At 60.5% G+C, this 17,875-nt stretch carries 15 protein-coding genes; 13 read left to right on the top strand and 2 right to left on the bottom strand.

All coding sequences use genetic code 11. From position 1 onward, the window contains the following. Positions 1-172 precede the first annotated feature (172 nt). The 13 genes from AC07XZ_RS22280 (at position 173) to AC07XZ_RS22220 (ending at position 16,543) form a co-directional block, all read left to right on the top strand. Complete coding sequence (locus AC07XZ_RS22280; RefSeq protein WP_102687610.1) at positions 173-679, top strand: sigma-70 family RNA polymerase sigma factor; 507 nt, start codon at positions 173-175, stop codon at positions 677-679. Next, positions 676-1,623: a FecR domain-containing protein gene (locus tag AC07XZ_RS22275; protein WP_102687611.1), complete on the top strand. Its 948-nt coding sequence runs from the start codon at positions 676-678 to the stop codon at positions 1,621-1,623. The genes AC07XZ_RS22280 and AC07XZ_RS22275 overlap by 4 nt, the downstream gene beginning before the upstream one ends. A 91-nt stretch (positions 1,624-1,714) precedes the next feature. Further along, positions 1,715-4,639, top strand: coding sequence for a TonB-dependent receptor (locus AC07XZ_RS22270; RefSeq protein WP_102687612.1), 2,925 nt, complete (start codon positions 1,715-1,717; stop codon positions 4,637-4,639). A 254-nt stretch (positions 4,640-4,893) separates the two neighbouring features. Further along, the gene (locus tag AC07XZ_RS22265) at positions 4,894-5,385 is read left to right on the top strand and encodes an antitoxin Xre/MbcA/ParS toxin-binding domain-containing protein (RefSeq protein WP_102687634.1); all 492 of its coding nucleotides are present in this window, start codon (positions 4,894-4,896) and stop codon (positions 5,383-5,385) included. After that, positions 5,382-5,885: an RES family NAD+ phosphorylase gene (locus tag AC07XZ_RS22260; protein WP_102687613.1), complete on the top strand. Its 504-nt coding sequence runs from the start codon at positions 5,382-5,384 to the stop codon at positions 5,883-5,885. The genes AC07XZ_RS22265 and AC07XZ_RS22260 overlap by 4 nt, the downstream gene beginning before the upstream one ends. Positions 5,886-6,003: 118 nt before the next feature. Beyond that, on the top strand, positions 6,004-8,658 hold the full coding sequence (locus tag AC07XZ_RS22255; RefSeq protein ID WP_102687614.1) for a TonB-dependent receptor: 2,655 nt from the start codon (positions 6,004-6,006) through the stop codon (positions 8,656-8,658). A gap of 114 nt (positions 8,659-8,772) precedes the next feature. Further along, positions 8,773-10,620, top strand: coding sequence for an extracellular solute-binding protein (locus tag AC07XZ_RS22250; RefSeq protein ID WP_102687615.1), 1,848 nt, complete (start codon positions 8,773-8,775; stop codon positions 10,618-10,620). After that, on the top strand, positions 10,607-11,671 hold the full coding sequence (locus AC07XZ_RS22245; protein WP_102687616.1) for a microcin C ABC transporter permease YejB: 1,065 nt from the start codon (positions 10,607-10,609) through the stop codon (positions 11,669-11,671). The genes AC07XZ_RS22250 and AC07XZ_RS22245 overlap by 14 nt, the downstream gene beginning before the upstream one ends. Beyond that, the gene (locus AC07XZ_RS22240; RefSeq protein ID WP_085745482.1) at positions 11,671-12,693 is read left to right on the top strand and encodes an ABC transporter permease; all 1,023 of its coding nucleotides are present in this window, start codon (positions 11,671-11,673) and stop codon (positions 12,691-12,693) included. The genes AC07XZ_RS22245 and AC07XZ_RS22240 overlap by 1 nt, the downstream gene beginning before the upstream one ends. Before the next feature lies 1 nt (position 12,694). Continuing rightward, on the top strand, positions 12,695-14,329 hold the full coding sequence (locus AC07XZ_RS22235) for an ABC transporter ATP-binding protein (RefSeq protein WP_102687617.1): 1,635 nt from the start codon (positions 12,695-12,697) through the stop codon (positions 14,327-14,329). Positions 14,330-14,363: 34 nt separating this feature from the next. Then, positions 14,364-14,891, top strand: coding sequence for a PAAR domain-containing protein (locus AC07XZ_RS22230; protein ID WP_102687618.1), 528 nt, complete (start codon positions 14,364-14,366; stop codon positions 14,889-14,891). Between the two features lie 12 nt (positions 14,892-14,903). Beyond that, positions 14,904-15,941 carry a hypothetical protein gene (locus tag AC07XZ_RS22225; protein WP_102687619.1) on the top strand — a complete coding sequence of 346 codons (1,038 nt, stop codon included), beginning with the start codon at positions 14,904-14,906 and terminating at the stop codon, positions 15,939-15,941. 2 nt (positions 15,942-15,943) lie between these two features. Beyond that, positions 15,944-16,543, top strand: coding sequence for a hypothetical protein (locus tag AC07XZ_RS22220; protein WP_102687620.1), 600 nt, complete (start codon positions 15,944-15,946; stop codon positions 16,541-16,543). A gap of 74 nt (positions 16,544-16,617) precedes the next feature. Here the strand turns inward: AC07XZ_RS22220 and AC07XZ_RS22215 are convergent, their stop codons facing one another. Together AC07XZ_RS22215 and AC07XZ_RS22210 are read right to left on the bottom strand one after the other, a co-directional pair. Beyond that, entirely contained in the window at positions 16,618-16,935 is a 318-nt protein-coding gene (locus AC07XZ_RS22215) for an SCP2 sterol-binding domain-containing protein (protein ID WP_007959502.1), read from the bottom strand. Between the two features lie 48 nt (positions 16,936-16,983). Continuing rightward, a complete protein-coding gene (locus AC07XZ_RS22210) occupies positions 16,984-17,694 on the bottom strand; it encodes a histidine phosphatase family protein (protein ID WP_102687621.1) in 711 nt (236 codons plus the stop codon). Between the last annotated feature and the right edge of the window lie 181 nt (positions 17,695-17,875).

The raw sequence follows: 17,875 nt of genomic DNA, 5'->3' as shown, positions 1-17,875 counted from the left end.
TGTTGCCGTGGCGACGACGTGCCTTATTCTCAAAGGTTTGCTGATCCTGATTTTTTATTACTTCAAATGTCTCAGGCGCTATAGCACAGTCGCACCCCTGATCACCGCCGGAAGATCCCGGCGTATCCATGGATTTTCGCAGCGGGTGGAGCCCGTTTTCAGGGAGTAAGGCATGGGGAGTCACAACCCGCATTACCAGGTCATCGGGCAAATGTTCCAAAAGGACTACCGATGGTTGTGCGCAGCGGTCAGCCGTACCCTCGGCTGCCCGCACAGCGCACAGGACATTGCTTCGGAAACTTTTCTTCGGGTCCTGGCGCTGCCCGATCCGCTGGCGATTCGCGAACCCCGCGCGCTGCTGACCACGATTGCCCGGCGGCTGGTCTATGAAGGCTGGCGCCGGCAGGATCTGGAGCGCGCTTATCTGCAAAGCCTGGCACTGACGCCGGAACCGGTGCATCCGTCGCCCGAGGAACGGGAGTTGGTGATCGAAACGCTGCTGGCGGTGGATCGCTTGCTCAATGGTTTGTCGGCCAAGGCCAAGGCTGCGTTTCTCTATCACCAGCTCGACGGCCTGACCTACAGCGAAATCGGCGAACGCCTCGGCGTGTCCACCAGCCGCGTGCAGCAATACATGGTCGAAGCGTTCAAGCGTTGCTATCAGGCGATGCAGGCATGAGGCCGGACGAAACGCTGATCGACGAAGCCGCGCAATGGATGGCACTGCTGCAATCGGGGCACGTCAGCTTGCAGGAGCGTGCGGCCTTCGACGCCTGGCGCACGGCGGATCCACGGCATCAGCAGATCATCGAGCAAATGGGTGGCGGGCTGAATCTGCTGCGCCATTCGAACCTGCGCGGCCTGCCGCGTGAGAGTGTGCTGCACAGCTTGAATGCACCGTCCAGTCGACGCCGATTCCTCAGTGGCAGTTTGAGCGTACTCGGCATCGCGGTGCTGGCCGGTTTGCTCGGTCGACGTTATGGCTGGTTGCCGGAAGCCGGCGAGTTGTCGACCGGTACCGGCGAGCGTCGGGAATTCACGCTGGAGGATGGCAGCGCTCTGACCCTCAATGCCCGCAGCCGCGTAGTGCCGCGCTTCAACAATCTCGAGCGCTTGCTGGACTTGCGCAGCGGTGAGCTGCTGATCGATGTGGCGAAAAATCTGGCTCGACCGTTTGTGGTCGAAACCGAGCACGGGCGGATGCGTGCGCTCGGGACCAAATTCCTGGTGCAGCGCGGTGACGATTCAACGCGGCTGGTGATGCTGCATTCACAGGTCGAAGTGGTCACCGCCAGCGGCGCGCGGCAAGTGGTGGAGGCCGGCGAAAGTCTGCTGTTCAACAGACAGGAAATCCTCGCGCTGGAACGCAGCAAAGGACAGGAAAGTGCCTGGGTGCAAGGGCGGCTTGAAGTGCGTGATCGCCCTTTGAGCGAAGTCATCGACAGCCTGCGCAGCTACCGTCGCGGCATCCTGCACCTGAGCCCCGAGGTCGCCGGTTTGCGCCTCAGCGGTCTCTATCCGCTGGACGACAGCGACCGCACGCTGCAACTACTGGAGCGTTCGCTGCCGATCCGCGTCACCTGGCACAACCCGTACTGGGTCAGCATCGAAGCACGGTTATAAATCCATAACTTCCCGGTCTATCCGTCCCCCTATAAAAAGCGCCGGCCCGCTGCTCATTCCCTGCAGACGCCTTCAACAGGGAAGCCCCTCGATGTTCTCATTCAAACAACAACAATTGTCCCGCCTGACGCTGGCCATCGTGCTGGCGACGGGCATTGTCCCGGCCACCGTTCTGGCTCAAGACGCTGCCGCTCAGGTGTTTACCTTCGACATTGCCGCCGGGGCTCTCGACGAGGTGCTGCTGGACATCTCGCGGCAGACCGGCATGCCGATTTCCTTCAGTCAGAATCTGGTGCAGGGCAAGCGCAGCAGTGCGGTGCGCGGCGCATTGGGTGGCCGTCAGGCGGTAGAGAAAGCGCTGATCGGCAGCGGTCTGCAAGTCGAGCAGGGCAGCCAGGGCCTGAGCATTCGCCCGGCCGATGCGCCGAGCGCCGCGCCGGTCAAGGCGGCTGCCGTGGCGCCCGCCAGCAGCGCCGATTACCGAATGGAAAAAGTCACCGTCACCGGCTCGCGGATCGCCCGGGCGCAGAGCGATGGTGCAACCCCGGTCAACGTCATCACCCACGAAGAAATGGAAGCGCGCGGCTACAAGAACGTCTACGACGCTCTCGCCACGCAAACCCAGAACACCGGCATGACCCAGGGCGAAGACTACGGCAACACCTGGCAACCGGCGGCCAGCGCCCTCAACCTGCGCGGCCTCGGCCCCAACCACACGCTGGTGCTGATCAATGGCCGACGGGTCGCCGATTACCCGACGCCGTACGACGGCAAGGTCAACTTCACCAACCTGGCGAACATTCCGTCGGCGATCATCGAGCGTATCGAAGTGCTCAGCAGCGGCGCTTCGGCAATCTACGGTTCGGATGCGATTGCCGGGGTGGTGAACATCATCCTCAAGGACAAAATGAATGGCGTCGACGTCAACCTCAAAGGCGGCACCAGCGAGCGCGGCGGCGGTGACAACCAGCGTTTGCAGATCAGCGGCGGCGGCAGTTGGGGCGACTTCGACGGTTTGTTCGGACTTGAACTGACCAACCGCGATCCGATCTGGGCCGATGATCGCGGCTTCATGCAGAGCGGACCGCTGGCGGATGTCGGCTACCGTCGCGACCTGACCAACAATCGCTATCTGGGGCCAGGTTGCGGCGCCTATCAGGGCACGTTCGACAACAAGCTGTTCAACAGCGGCGGACGTTGCCGCACCGACCAGATGTACAACGATTACTGGACGGTGCAGACGCAAAAGGAAAACTACGACGGCTACACCCGTGGCACCTGGCATTTCAGCGACAGCGGCCAGGTCTTCGCCGATCTGATGTACGGCCTCGATCACATCCAGAACAACACCCGTGGCCCGAGCTTCACTTCGCCGGATTTCATCAACCAGAACAGCGGCAATCTGGAGCGTTGGTATCGACGCTTCGGCGAAGAGGAAATCGGTGGGCGCACCAGCAACAACAGCAAGTGGCACGACACCTCCTGGACCGGCACCCTGGGCCTTTCGGACAAGATCGCCGACACCGGGTGGAACTATGAACTGGCGGCCAACCGATCCGAGTACAAAAGCGTTCGCACCACGCGTTACACGCCGCTGTCGTCGATCCAGGATTTCTACCTCGGTCCGCAACTGGGCACCCGCGACGGTTACCCGGTGTTCGCGCCGGATGCCTCGCGCCTCGACCGGCCCCTGACAACCCAGGAATGGGAGAAGTTTCGCGGCAACCTGACGCAGAGCAGCAAGTCGGTGTCCACGAGTTACAACGCTTCGGGCAACGGCGATTTGTTTGACCTGCCGGCCGGCCCGGTGGGATTCGCCGGGGTACTGGAGGCGGGCAAACAGGAATATCGCATCGACCCGGACGACAGTCTCAACGACGGCAGTTTCTACGGCGTGACTCCTGCGCAAAGCTCCGGCGGTTCGCGCAAGCGTTACGCGGCCGGTGGCGAGTTCAGCATTCCTGTCACCGACACGGTGCTGGCCACAGCGGCAGGGCGCTGGGACCAATACAAATTCAGCGGCCGCACCGAACAACAGAAAACCTACAACCTCGGCCTGGAATGGCGGCCGGTGAACAGCCTTTTGGTGCGCGGCAGCTACGGCACCAGTTTCCGCGCCCCGGACCTGAACTACATCTATCAGTCCGACAGCAACGGCTACTACCCGGCGCAGATCGACTATTACGGTTGCAGCCAGGGCGTGGAGGGCGCCTGTGACCGTGGGCGCGTCGATTACACCCAGAGCGGCACGGCGGATCTGGAATCCGAACGCGGCAAATCCTGGACCTACGGTTTCGTCTGGTCGCCGTCGCGCAATTTCGATTTCTCCACCGATTTCTGGCGAGTGGAGATCGATGACCTGCTGACCACCGTCGACGAAAACCGCCTGTTGCAGCAAGAGAACGAATGCCGCAATGGCACCCAGGACATCAACTCGGCCAACTGCCAGTCGACCCTGGCACGCGTCGATCGCAATCCCGGCAATGCCGCCGTCGATCCCAATCAGTTGCAGCGGGTGCGGGTGAACGCGATCAACGCCGCCAGCGAACGGGTCAGCGGTCTGGACTTCAAGAGCAACATCCGCTGGGGCGCCGGGCAGTACGGCGCGTTCAGTTCGGCGCTGGGCTACACCCTGGTGCTCTCGCATTACTACAAGGAATCGGACGAAGCACCGACCCAGGACTGGCGCACCTCGCGCACCAACTACGACTGGCGCAGCAAGGTCAACGCCAGCCTGACCTGGGATTACCAGAAGGCCACGGCAACGCTGATGGGGATTCGTTACGGCTCGGTCACCAACGGCGCGGGCGACGGGCGCCTGTCGCCGTGGACGGTGTTCAACGCCAGTGCACGGTACAAACTCAACGACCGGGCGAGTGTCGGGCTGACCGTGAACAACGTGCTCAATCAGGTCAAGCATGACGACTCGGCGGGCTGGCCGTATTACCCGACCGGCAACTACGACCCGTACGGGCGCCAGTGGTGGCTGGATGTGAGTTATCACTTCGGCAGTTGAGGACGGAATGGCGTCAGGCAGCGTCCTACGGAAGTTGCCGGACTTTGGGCGAAAACGGGGATATTTCCGACGACTTTTTAAGGTTGGCCGTCGGAAGCGTGATCTATAGCATCGGCGATGACATTGAAGTCGTTAACGGCCTTATCACTCAGGCCTCTGATAATGGATTGATCATGCGAACTGCACACCTCGAATACGAAACGCCTGCTTATTCCGCTCGCCATCAGTGGCGCGATGATCGTGCCAGGTGCCCCATGGAGGATGTCGCCTTGCCCAGCGCAAAAATGCCCCGGTTGGCGGGTTTGAAGAAAGTCGAGGGCAAGCCTGTCGAATTGCTCGTGCATGGCCGGAACATCGGTGATGACGCCCTGCTGATTATTCAGCTTACCGATGAGGGTTTCGAGCTGAACGACGTCGTCGACATGCTTTCAACCTCCGAGCTTTATCAGCAAGGCGACATGGTCAAACTCATCACTGGCAAGTCGGTCAGAACGGTAAGGCGGCTGCTGAAGGAAGGCAAACCGGTACGGCTTGACCCGCAGCAGAGTGTCATCGCCTACCAATATGCATTGGTGCTGGAGCTAGCCATTCGGGCCTTCGGGGGGCAACCACGGGCGGAGGACTGGCTGCAGAAACCCTCTACCTATTTTTACGGTCATGTGCCGCTGGAATTGACCCTGCATCCATTGGGTTTTCAGATGGTGGAGCAGTATCTGAGTCAGCTTATCTACGGGGTTTACCCATGAACCCATTGCCGTGGGACGAGCATTGGTATGCGTGGCGGCTGGATCGCGAGGTTTATGGAGGGACGTGGGACAGCGGGATGGGGTCAAAGCTCAGAGGCGGTCGATGGAACATACCAGGACGACGCGTCGTCTACGCATCCGTCGATCCTTCCTCGGCCATTCTTGAGGTGGCAGCCAACCGCAGTTTTGATGCCCTGGACAGCGAACCTTATGTATTGACGTGCTTTGAGGTCATCAGCGACGCGAAGGTGAAAATCGTGCAGCCCGAAGAAGTGCCGAACCCTTACTGGCTGAGCCCTGCACGGCCGTCACCCAATCAGCGATTGTTTGCCGACGCTTTACTGGCTGAACATCCGTTTGTACTGATTCCCTCGGCGGCAACCCGGCATTCGTGGAACTTGCTGGTGAGTTGTGACCTGGCAGAGGGGCAGTTCAAGATGGTCTCGCAGGAGCGGTTCAGCCTTGATACCCGACTGGTCAGGGAAATGGCGTTGGTCTGATGCAGCGTCATGCTGCATTTTGCATAACCTCAGCACCCAACGGTCTAAATCGCGCTCTATAAATCAACATCCGCCATCGCACATCCCTGCATAAACCAAAACGCAGGGATGGCTGTTCATGATCCATTTTTCACCCGTTAAATCCCCTTTGAGCCTGGCCTTGCTGCTGGCGATCAACACGTTGCCGGCCATCGCTGCCGACAGCACGGCCAACGAGCCGACCACCCAACTGCAACGGGTCGAAGTCACCGGCACCGCGATTCGCCGGGTCGATGCCGAAACCGCCGTGCCGGTCACCATCCTTCGCGTCGAGGAGTTGCAGAAGCAGGGCGTGACCACCACTGAAGAGCTGGTCAATCGCATCTCGGCCAACCAGTCTTCGGTAGGCTCCGGGCGCTCGGTGGGGTCGAGCAGCGGCGGGGCGTCTTACGCTGACCTGCGCGGGATCGGCCCGAACAAGACCTTGGTGCTGCTCAACGGTCGGCGTCTGAGCAACAACGCGACCAATGCGATCAACGGCTCCGGCGTCGACCTCAATACCATCCCGTTCGCCGCTATCGACCGGGTGGAAGTGCTGCGCGACGGCGCCTCGGCGCTGTACGGCACCGATGCCATCGGCGGGGTGATCAACTTCATCACCAAGACCAGCCTCACCGAAGGTCAGATCAGCACCAATTACGACACCCCGACCCATTCCGGTGGCGGTGAAAGCCGCAACTTCAGCGGCAGCTGGGGTTTTGGTGATTTGCAGGACGATCGCTTCAATGTTTTCGGTGTCGTGAGTTATGACAAGCAACAACGGCTGGCCGCCGAAGATCGCGGTTATACCTACAACTACCAACCGGGGCGTGGTCTTGATTACACCTCCGGCACGGCATCGCCTGCCAACTGGAGCCAGGGCAGCAACGCCACCAACCCATTGGCCGGTTCCGGTTGCAATGCGCCGGGGCTGCTGTCGCGCAATGGTATCTGCCGCCAGAGCCTGTGGAACTACCTCGATCTGGTGCCGGAAACCGAGAAGACCTCGGCCTTCGCCAAAGCCACCGGCAAGCTGTCGGACGAACACAACGTCAGCCTCGAATACTTCTGGGCCCGCAACGAAAACCGGACGCAGATCGGGCCCGGCACTCTGATGGGTAATCAGGTCAATCCTGGCACCGCGTTCTATCCGGGGAACGGCATTACGCCCGGCCCGAGCGGTTTTGCCCTCGACCCGACGCAGCCAGTGGACGTGAACTGGCGTGAAACCGCCGTCGGTGCCCGTCAGCATGAAGATGACAACACCGGTCAGCGTCTGCTGTTGAGCTTCGACGGCACGCTGGTGGGGTGGGATTACAACCTCGGCGCGTCGTACAACCAGAACAAGGTGGTCAACACGATTCGCAGTGGTTATGTGAACGACCGCGCCGTCAGCCAGGGTATTGCCGACGGTGTGATCAACCCGTTCGGTCCGCAGACCGCTGCCGGTTCGGCCTTGTTGGCAGCCAACAGTGTGGACGGTGATTACTCGACGGCGGTGGGCCGGGTCAAGGCGATTGACGGGCGTATCAGCCGCGAGATCGGCGACTGGTTCGGTGCAGGGCCTTCGGCACTGGCGCTGGGCGGTGAGTACCGCAAGGAAGACTTCCATCAGGATTTCGCCGCGTTTGCCGGCGACGTGCAGAGCCTGGGCGTCGATCCCAACGGCAGTGTGGAGGGCGATCGCAGCGTCTCGGCGCAGTACGCCGAGGTCAATGTGCCGGTGCTCGACAGCCTTGAATTATCCGCCGCCGTGCGCCACGACAAGTACAGCGATTTCGGCAGCACCACCAACCCGAAATACTCGTTCCGCTTCCAGCCGTTCAAGGAACTGGTGGTGCGCGGTGCCTACAGTGAAGGCTTCCGTGCACCGTCGCTTTATGAGTTGTACAACCCGACGTTCACCTCGTTCACCAATGCCAACTACAACGACCCGCGCCTTTGCGCAGGCGGCAACCCGAGCAACGGAGGGATTGCCAACCGCGACTGCGCCCAGCAGTTCAACCGTACTTCCGGGGGCAACACTGACCTGAGCCCGGAAACCGCACGCAACGTCACCCTCGGTTTCGTTTATCAGCCGTTTGATCGACTGACCACCGGTCTGGATTTCTGGTGGATTGACATCGCCAACCAGATCGCCGAATTCCCTGAATCGGCGGTGTTCGAGAACCCGGAGCTGTACCCGGAGCGCCTGATTCGCAAGCCTGATGGTTCCATCGATCACATCGTCACCGGCCTGGCCAACCTCGGCAAGATCAAGACCAACGGCGTCGATGTGAGCTTCGACTATCGCCTGCCGAGCACGCCGTACGGCGATTTCGGCATCGGTCTGCAAGGCACTTACGTCACCCGTTACGACTATCAGCAGCAGCTCAAGGGCGACTACATCGACAAGCTCGGTGATTTCCGCGGCGGCGACTTTGCCTCGGCCGGCGCCGTGGCCCGTTGGCGTCACAGCCTGACCGGCAGCTGGAACTACGGCCCGCTCGGCGCGAGCCTGACCAACCGCTACACCAGCGGTTACCACGACTCGGATCGCGAGACCCACGATTACGTCGGTTCGTACAACGTCTGGGACGTGGCCGGCACCTACACCTGGCGCAAGACCCTGGCGGTGACGCTCGGGGTGAAAAACCTGTTCGACCGCGAACCACCATTCAGCAACCAGACCTACACGTTCCAGAGCGGCTACGACCCGAAATACGGCGACCCGTTTGGCCGCACGTTGTACACACGGGTCAATTACAAGTTCTGAGAATGATCGGTCAGGGCGAGTTTTAGTAACACATCGTTCTAAACCCCGCCCTATAAAAAGGCCCGGCCTGTTGCACATCACAGTCAGGCAGGCACGTGGTGAAAGGATCTGCCCATGTTTTCCAGAGTCATTCTGTTCAGCGTCGGTCTGTTGCTGAGCCCGGCGCTGTTTGCCGCGCCACAACACGCCCTCACGGTCTACGGCGAAGCCCCGAAATACGCCCCGGACTTCCAGCACCTGGCCTACGCCAATCCCGACGCGCCCAAGGGTGGGACCTTGCGCCGCTCTTCGCTGGAGAGCGGCCCGTTCGATCACCTGATTCCCTACATCGACAAAGGCACCGGCGTTGCCGACATCGACGGCTGGCTCTACGCGCCGCTGGCCTATCGCAGCAAGGACGAGCCGTACAGTGTCTACGGCCTGGTCGCCCAACGGATGGAGCTGGACGCGGACCGGCGCTGGCTGCGTTTTTACTTGAACCCCAAGGCGCGGTTCGAGGACGGCACGCCGATCACCGCTGAAGACGTGCGCTACACCTTCGAGCTGTTCACCACTCAGGGCAGCCTCAAGTATCGCCAACAGTTTCGCGATGTCGCCGAGGTGCAGGTCGAGTCGCCGACCCAGGTGCGTTTCGTGTTCAAGAACAACGAGAGCCGTACCTTGCCGCTGGATGTGGCGACGTTGCCGGTGTTGCCCGAGCATTGGTGGCGTACACGCAATTTCGCCGATGGCGCAGGCTTCGAGATTCCGCCGGGCAGCGGGCCGTACAAGGTCAGCGCGGTGGACGCCGGGCGCAGCGTGAAATTTCAGCGGATCAAGGACTGGTGGGGCAGGGATCTGCCGATCACTCGCGGGCTCTACAACTTCGATCAGTTGAGCGTGGAGTTTTTTGCCGACACCGATGTGTCGCGACAAGTGCTCAAGGCCGGTGGCTTCGATTACAACCGCGAGTTCTCTGCCACCAGTTACACCATCGGTTACGCCGGGGCGGCGCTGGAGCAGGGCAAGTTGCTGCGCGAACACCTCGCACCCGGCGCCGCGCAAGGTGCCCAGGGGTTTGCGTTCAATCTGCAGAAGCCGATGTTTCAGGATCGTCGGGTGCGGCAGGCGATTGCCATGCTCTGGGATTTCGAATGGAGCAACCGGCAGATGATGCGCAGCATGTACCTGCGTCAGCGCAGCTTCTTTTCCCACAGCGCGTTGTCGGCCACCGAACTGCCGGATGCCGAAGAACTGAAAATCCTCGAACCGTGGCGCGGCAAGATTCCCGATGAAGTCTTCAGCCAGGTGTTCGAGGCGCCGCGCACCGACGGCAGCGGCAACATCCGAGCGCAGCAGTTGCAGGCCCTGAAATTGCTGGAGTCCGCCGGCTGGAAACCCCGTGGCGATCAATTGGTGAATGCCGCCGGCGAGCCGTTGCAATTCACTTTTCTCAACGGTCAGAAGGGCTTCGAGCGTCTGCTGCTGCCGTTCAAGCGCAATCTGGCGCAGATTGGCATCGGCTTCGATATCCGTCAGGTCGACACCGCGCAGTACACCAACCGCGTACGCAGCCGCGACTACGACATGATCGTCGTCGGTTACCCGGTGAGTCAGGCGCCGGGGCGCGAGCTGTTCAATTATTTCGGTTCCGACGGCGCCGATGATCCTGGCTCCAACAACTACATGGTGCTGCGCGATCCGGCGGTGGATGCGCTGCTCGAAGGCGTGGTCCAGGCCGACAACCGTGAAAGTCTGCTGCGCCACGCCCATGCTTTGGATCGGGTGTTGCAGTGGGGCTACTACTGGATTCCCAACTATTACCCGCCGGGGATTTCCACGGTGTGGTGGAACCGTTTCGGTCGCCCGACGATTGCGCCGCTGTACGACGCCGGTCTCGACACCTGGTGGGAAATCAGCCCGACCGCGCTGACCTCGACGCAAATGCAGCAGCAAAAGGAGTACGCCCATGCGGGGTTATAGCCTGCGGCGTCTGCTGCTGATCGTGCCGACCTTGCTGGCGATTCTGCTGGTGAACTTCGTGATCGTGCAGGCCGCGCCCGGTGGCCCGGTAGAGCAGGCCATCGCCCGATTGCAGGGGATCGGTGTCGGCGCGCCGGTGGGTGCCAGTCATGTTGAAAGCGTTGGCGGCGAGTCCCGCGCGACCCGTGGCCTGGACCCGAAACTGGTGGCCGAGATCGAGCGCCAGTACGGCTTCGACAAAAGTGCCGGTGAACGCTTGTGGCTGATGCTCAAGAGCTACGCGCAACTGGATTTCGGCAAGAGCTTCTTCCGTGGCGCGTCGGTGACCGAGCTGATCTGGCAGAAGCTGCCGGTGACCCTGTCGCTGGGTTTGTGGGCGACGCTGATCACTTATCTGGTGTCGATTCCGCTGGGCATCCGCAAGGCGGTGCACAACGGCTCGGCGTTCGATGTCTGGAGCAGCGCCGCGATCATCATCGGCTACGCGATGCCGGGTTTTCTGTTTGCGTTGCTGCTGATCGTGGTGTTCGCCGGCGGTACGGCGCTGGACTGGTTTCCGGTGCGCGGGCTGGTCTCGGACAACTTCGCCGAGCTGTCGCTGTGGGGCAAGGTCGCCGATTACTTCTGGCATCTGGTGTTGCCGGTCAGTGCGCTGGTGATCGGCGGTTTTGCGACGCTGACGATCCTGACCAAGAACAGCTTTCTCAACGAGATCTCACGGTTGTACGTGGTCACGGCCCGGGCCAAGGGCCTGAGTGAACGACAGGTGTTGTACGGGCATGTGTTTCGCAACGCGATGCTGCTGGTGGTGGCCGGATTGCCTCAGGCGTTGGTCACGGTGTTTTTCGGCGGCTCATTGTTGATCGAAGTGATCTTCTCCCTCGACGGTCTCGGCCGCCTGAGCTACGAAGCGGCGGTGTCGCGGGATTACCCGGTGGTGTTCGGTTCGCTGTTCATTTTCACCCTGTTCGGGCTCTTGATAAAACTGCTGGGCGACCTGTGTTACACGCTGGTCGATCCGCGCATCGACTTCACCGCGAGGACTGCCTGATGCCGACGCTTTCTCCAATCGGACAGCGCCGGTGGGCGCGGTTCAAGGCTCATCGACGCGGCTGGTGGTCGTTGTGGCTGTTTCTCGCGCTGTTCGGCCTGAGCCTGGGCGGCGAACTGGTCGCCAATGACAAACCGTTGCTGGTGACGTATCAGGGCGAGTGGTATTTCCCGGCGTTCAAGCGCTACACCGAGCAGGATTTCGGCGGCGAGCTGCCGTTCCAGCCCGACTACCGCAGTGCCCAGGTGCGTGAATTGATCGAGGGGCAGGGCGGACGGATGTGGTTTGCGCCGATCCCGTTCGGCTACGACACGGCTAACTACGACCTCACTGAACCGGCCCCGAGCCCGCCCACCGCTGAAAACTGGCTGGGCACCGACGATCAGGCGCGGGACGTACTGGCGCGGGTGATATTCGGCACGCGGGTCTCGCTGTTGTTCGCCCTGGCGTTGACGGCGGTGAGCGCGTTGATCGGTATCGCCGCCGGTGCCTTGCAGGGCTATTACGGTGGTTGGGTCGACTTGCTCGGGCAGCGTCTGCTGGAGGTCTGGTCGGGGCTGCCGGTGCTCTATCTGCTGATCATTCTGTCGGGCTTCGTCGAGCCGAACTTCTGGTGGTTGCTGGGGATCATGGCCCTGTTTTCGTGGCTGAGTCTGGTGGACGTGGTGCGCGCCGAGTTCCTGCGCAGCCGGGGGCTTGAGTACGTGAAAGCGGCGCGGGCGCTGGGTGTCGGCGATGCACAGGTGATCGTGCGGCACATTCTGCCTAACGCCATGAGTGCGACGTTGACGTATCTGCCGTTCATTCTGACCGGAGCGATTGCGACGTTGTCGGCGCTGGATTTTCTCGGCTTCGGCATGCCCGCCGGCAGCGCTTCGCTGGGCGAGTTGATCGGTCAGGGCAAGAACAATCTGCAAGCACCGTGGTTGGGCCTGACGGCATTTTTTGCCCTGGCGCTGATTCTTTCTCTACTCGTATTCATCGGCGAAGCCTGCCGTGATGCCTTCGACCCCAGGACTTGATATGCGTGAACATCTGATCGAAATACGCGACCTGCGGGTGGCGTTCAAAGGGCAGGAAGTGGTGCACGGCATCGACCTCGACATTTGCCCGGGGGAATGCCTGGCGCTGGTGGGCGAATCGGGTTCCGGCAAGTCAGTGACGGCCCACAGCATTCTGCAACTGCTGGACCCGAACATCACGCAGATCGACGGCAGCATCCGTTATGGCGGCGAAGAGCTGCTGGGTGTGCACGAGCGCTATCTGCGGCAACTGCGCGGCAACCGCATCGCAATGATTTTTCAGGAGCCGATGAGTTCGCTCAACCCGTTGCACAGCATCGAGCGCCAACTCGGCGAAAGCCTGGCGCTGCACAAAGGCCTGGCGGGCGCGGCGGCGCGCAAACGGATTCTGGAACTGTTGGAACTGGTCGGCATTCAACGACCGCGCGAGCGGCTGAAAGCGTATCCGCATCAGCTCTCCGGCGGGCAGCGGCAGCGGGTGATGATCGCCATGGCGTTGGCGTGCGAACCGCAGTTGCTGATTGCCGATGAGCCGACCACGGCTCTCGACGTCACGGTCCAGCGCAGGATTCTGTTGCTGCTCAAGGAACTGCAACAGCGGTTGGGCATGGCGCTGCTGATCATCAGTCACGACCTGAATCTGGTGCGCACCATCGCTCAGCGGGTGGCGGTGATGCGCGCGGGCGAAATCGTTGAGCAGTCAAGCTGCGAGCAATTGTTCCGCGCGCCGCAGCATCCCTACAGCATCGAATTGCTCAACGCCGAACCCGGCGGCGCGGCGCTGTGCCGTGATGCGGCGGAGGATTTGCTCGAAGTTCGCGATCTGCATGTGCGTTTTCCGTTGGGTGGCGGATGGCTGCGGGCCAAGTCGTATCTGCACGCGGTCAATGGCATCGATCTGAACCTGCAGCGGGGCAAGACGCTGGGCATTGTCGGTGAGTCCGGATCGGGTAAATCCACGCTGGGTCAGGCGATCCTGCGCCTGATCGACGCCGACGGCAGCATCCGCTTCAAGGGTGAGTCGCTTGAGCAACTGAGCGGCAAACAATTGCGCCCGTTGCGCAAACGCCTGCAAGTGGTGTTTCAGGACCCGTTTGGTAGCCTTAGCCCGCGCTTGTGTGTGGAGCAGATCATTGCCGAAGGTTTGCAGGTGCACAGTGATTTAAATGCGCAGGCGCGCGAGCAGGCGGTGATCGATGTACTGAAGGAAGTCGGGCTCGATCCGGCGACGCGTCATCGCTATCCCCACGAGTTTTCCGGCGGGCAACGGCAACGCATCGCCATCGCTCGGGCGCTGGTGCTCAAGCCGGATCTGATTTTGCTGGATGAGCCGACCTCGGCGCTGGATCGCACGGTGCAGAAACAAATCGTCGCGCTATTGCGCCGGTTGCAGGAGGAGCACGGGCTGACCTATCTGTTCATCAGTCATGACCTGGCGGTGGTGCGGGCGCTGGCCCACGATCTGATCGTGATGAAGGATGGCGAGGTGGTGGAGCGTGGTGAAACGGCGGGGTTGTTTCATTCGGCTCGGCACCCGTATACGCGGGAGCTGCTGGCTGCATCGTTTGTGACACCTATCACGGCAGAGACGGGCAGGCAGGAGGCCAGCCTTTCGCCCACAGGGCAGATCCGGTAAATTTCGCGGTTCCGCTCATACAAGGATGTAGATGATGGCAAAACCTGCCGCGCGCCTCAGCGATCTCAATGCCTGCCCGATCACTGGACACGGTACCAACCCCAGCACCAGCGGTTCACCCAATGTGAACATCAATGGCATGCCCGTGCTGCGAGTCGGTGATACCACCGCCTGCGGTGACTCGGTCACCGAGGGCATCGGCAACATTCTGATCAATGGCAAGCCAATCGCCTTTCTTGGTAGCGCCACAGCCCATGGTGGAATGATCATTACCGGCTCCGGCGACGTTTTCGTCGGCACGCAGGTCGGTTCCGCGCCTTTCAGCCCGATTGTCACCGTGCCAAAACACAGTGAACGCTTCCAGCTGGTGGACGAAACCACCGGCGAAGCAATTCCCGACATGCTCTATTGCATCGAAACCGGCGATGGACAGCGCCTGGTCGGCCATACCGACAACCATGGCAATGCTGCGAGGGTATTCACTGCCGATCCGACGTCCATTGTTGTTCAGTGGGGCAAGGAAGCGGCCGCCCATCTGGATGCCCTGGGCATCGACTATTAAGGAGGGTGACGCGTGGCTGCACCAAAGAAGAAACAGGCCCAGACCACTGAGCAGCATGCGACGACTCAGGTCACGGGAACGCTGGCCCAGGACTATGTGACGGTGGTGGGGGCTTCCTACATGTCGACGATAGAAAACTGGCGCGGGCAGAAGGGCAATAAAATGCGCTTCATCAATCAAGGCATCCGACAACTGACGAAGTATCCCGAAGGCACACCAAGTTTTTCGAAACAGCGCGTCTTTCTGATTTTCAAGGATGACTACCCGCAAAACCTGCTGGCGGCCTTGAAGCTGGTAGTCGAGCGCGATCATGGCGCGCAATACCGGGAACTGGATTCAATATCCGGCCTAGTGGATTTCATCTTTACCCGGCAACGTCGCGGCAGAGAAATCAAACAGCTCGATTTTTTCTCCCATGGCGTAGTGGGTGCAATCGAGCTGGGATACGAGCTGGATAAGCGTGAAAGTTACCGATTGCGTGATGCCCAGGCAAAAATGTTCAAGCCGGAAGCGTTTGCATACGGTGCAAAGATTCACTCTTATGCCTGTCGCACCGGGCTGGGCATCAACGCCGAGCGTTGGGTGCTCGAGGGCGAAGACCCTCACTATGAACTCAGCCTCGCGCAGATCATGGCTAACGCCACCCGGACAACCGTCATGGCGTTTCCGCGACGCAGCAATTACGACACGACTTATGGCACCAACGCGGAGCGGCAATCGGTGCCCGGCACGCGTCAGCGGATGGCCTCCGACAGGGAGGCGATGGAAAGCTACACCCGCAAGAATATCGAGTATCAACGAAAGCTTGCAGAACACCGCAAGACAGCGAAGAACCCGACGGCTGAGCTTCCAGATGAAAAGGCTCCGCAAAAACCCCTTTCAACGGTTACTGATGAGGAGCGCAAGTTGGTAGCACATGAGGACAGCCGCAGTTTTCACGAGAAAACCGTGGGTTATCCGCTGGATGCGTTGGGTGCGCATCGTGATGTCCGTTCCGGGGATACCCCCACGGGTGTGCCCGCTCACCTTCTTGAGTACAGACCCGCTTGAGCATGCTGCGTCTATCGAGAAAGAACAGCCTCCTGCTCATCTTGCTGGCGGTGTTCATCACTACGGTTTTTTTTTATTACAGCAAGGAAGATCAAATGTCCGCCAGGGTAATGATGTATTACGGCGACTGGAGCCCTGAAGAAACGCGCTTTGACGCGACACGATGGTTCAGCTCGGGAATGTATCGACCGCGTTTGATGGGGACGCCTTCCGCACAGAGTCCTGTCACCATGCTGCGCACCAGTCCTGATCCGTTGAGGGGCATTTCGAATGACGAGTTTCTGACCAAAGTGCTGGTTGCGATGGAGGAGCGTTATCCGAAGGTGGATACAGAGGGGCTGGTTCTCGATACACCTGATCTTCGTCGCCAGATCCGATATGCCTACAGCGCGTTCTCCGAACCGGACAGACCTGTGGACTCTTATTGGTTGTTCGTGACTGTGGGGGGCGACACGTTTGTCATCACGATTGACTGGGATGTCAACGACAAAAAGATGCTGACTGGGTCGATGGCTGAGCATCTGGCTGAAGGAAGTGAAGCGGCCATTGCGTTTCGAGATATTCAGCGAGAGCTGGAAAGAGCGCCGGGTTCAACACGTTGATGGTTAGAGAAATCATCGGTCTCTGGAAGCACGAATCCCGCCAGAGGCGGGATTCGTGAATTGCTTCCGGGCGTTTATGCCGGGAACAGCTCGGACAGCTTCATCGACAGCATCATGTCGCCTTCAACGCGCAGCTTGCCGCCCATGAAAGCCTGCATGCCGTCGGTTTCGCCGCTGACGATACCTTTCAGGGTTTCGCTGTCCAGCACCAGCGTGCAGTTGGCGTCCGGGTTTTCGCCTTCCTGGATGTCGCAGGTGCCGTCTTTGACGATCAGGGCGTATTGCTTGTCTTCGTCAGTGATGTTGAAACCGAAGACCAGATCCAGACCGGCAGCGGCGGCTGGGTTGAACTTGGCTTGCATTGCTTTTACGGCATCAGCTACGGAGGTCATGGTTCGATCCTTTTTGGTTGATTGCAGCAGGGTCACAGTAATCCGGACTCAGCGAAACGTGATGAGTTCCGGGGCCTTCAGCAGTTGCAAATGTGCATGACTGTTGAAGGAAGCCAGAGCCACCTCGCGACCGCGGAACTTCAGCTGGTTGAGCGAGGTGTTGACGATTTGCCAGTTCAGTTCAAAGGCCTGCCGGGCAGGCATTTGAGTAATGAGGTGGAGCAGGGCGGTGATGGTGCCACCGGAGGTGAACACCGCGATTTTCTGGGTGTTGTCAGCCTGTTCGAGAATCCGCTGCAGTCCGGCCTGTACCCGTTCGACGAAACCCACCCAGCTTTCCAGGCCCGGTGTGTCGTAGGTGCCGGCGAGCCAGCGCTCGATGATCAGGGCGAAGATGCGCTGGAATTCGCCACGGTTTTGCGCGGCGTTGCGCAGGATTTCCAGTGCTTCGGGCTCTTCCGGCAGCATGGCCGGGAGCAGGGCGCGGATCACGGCGTCGGCGTCGAATTCGTTGAAGGCCGAATCGATTTCCAGTGCCGGAACCGGCAGGCCGGCGGCGGCGAACTGTTCCAGCGCGCTGTTGGCCGTGTGTTGCTGGCGGCGCAGGTCGCCCGACAGGCAGCGGTCGAAGCTGATTCCGAGTTCGGCGAGATGGCGGCCGAGGATTTCCGCCTGGCGTACACCGGTCGGCGACAGGACGTCATAGTCGTCTGCACCGAAGGAGGCCTGGCCATGTCGAATCAAGTAGATGCTGCCCACGTCCGCGTCATCCCGGTACGTTGAAGGTTGTGGCGAGGTTATGGGGATGACGGTGAGCTGTCAATGAAAAAACATACGCTTGTTTGAAATGCCCGTTCCAGCCTTGTTGCCAGAGGTTTCACGGCTGGCCGACCGGCTGGTGCATGGGTATGCTGGAGCCAATTCCCGCGTGTGTTTCATG

This window comes from Pseudomonas sp. GW458-11-26-14-LB4, assembly GCF_059423925.1.
The sequence above is the reverse complement of the archived record's forward strand: the minus strand, read 5'-3'. Positions and strand labels throughout refer to the sequence as shown.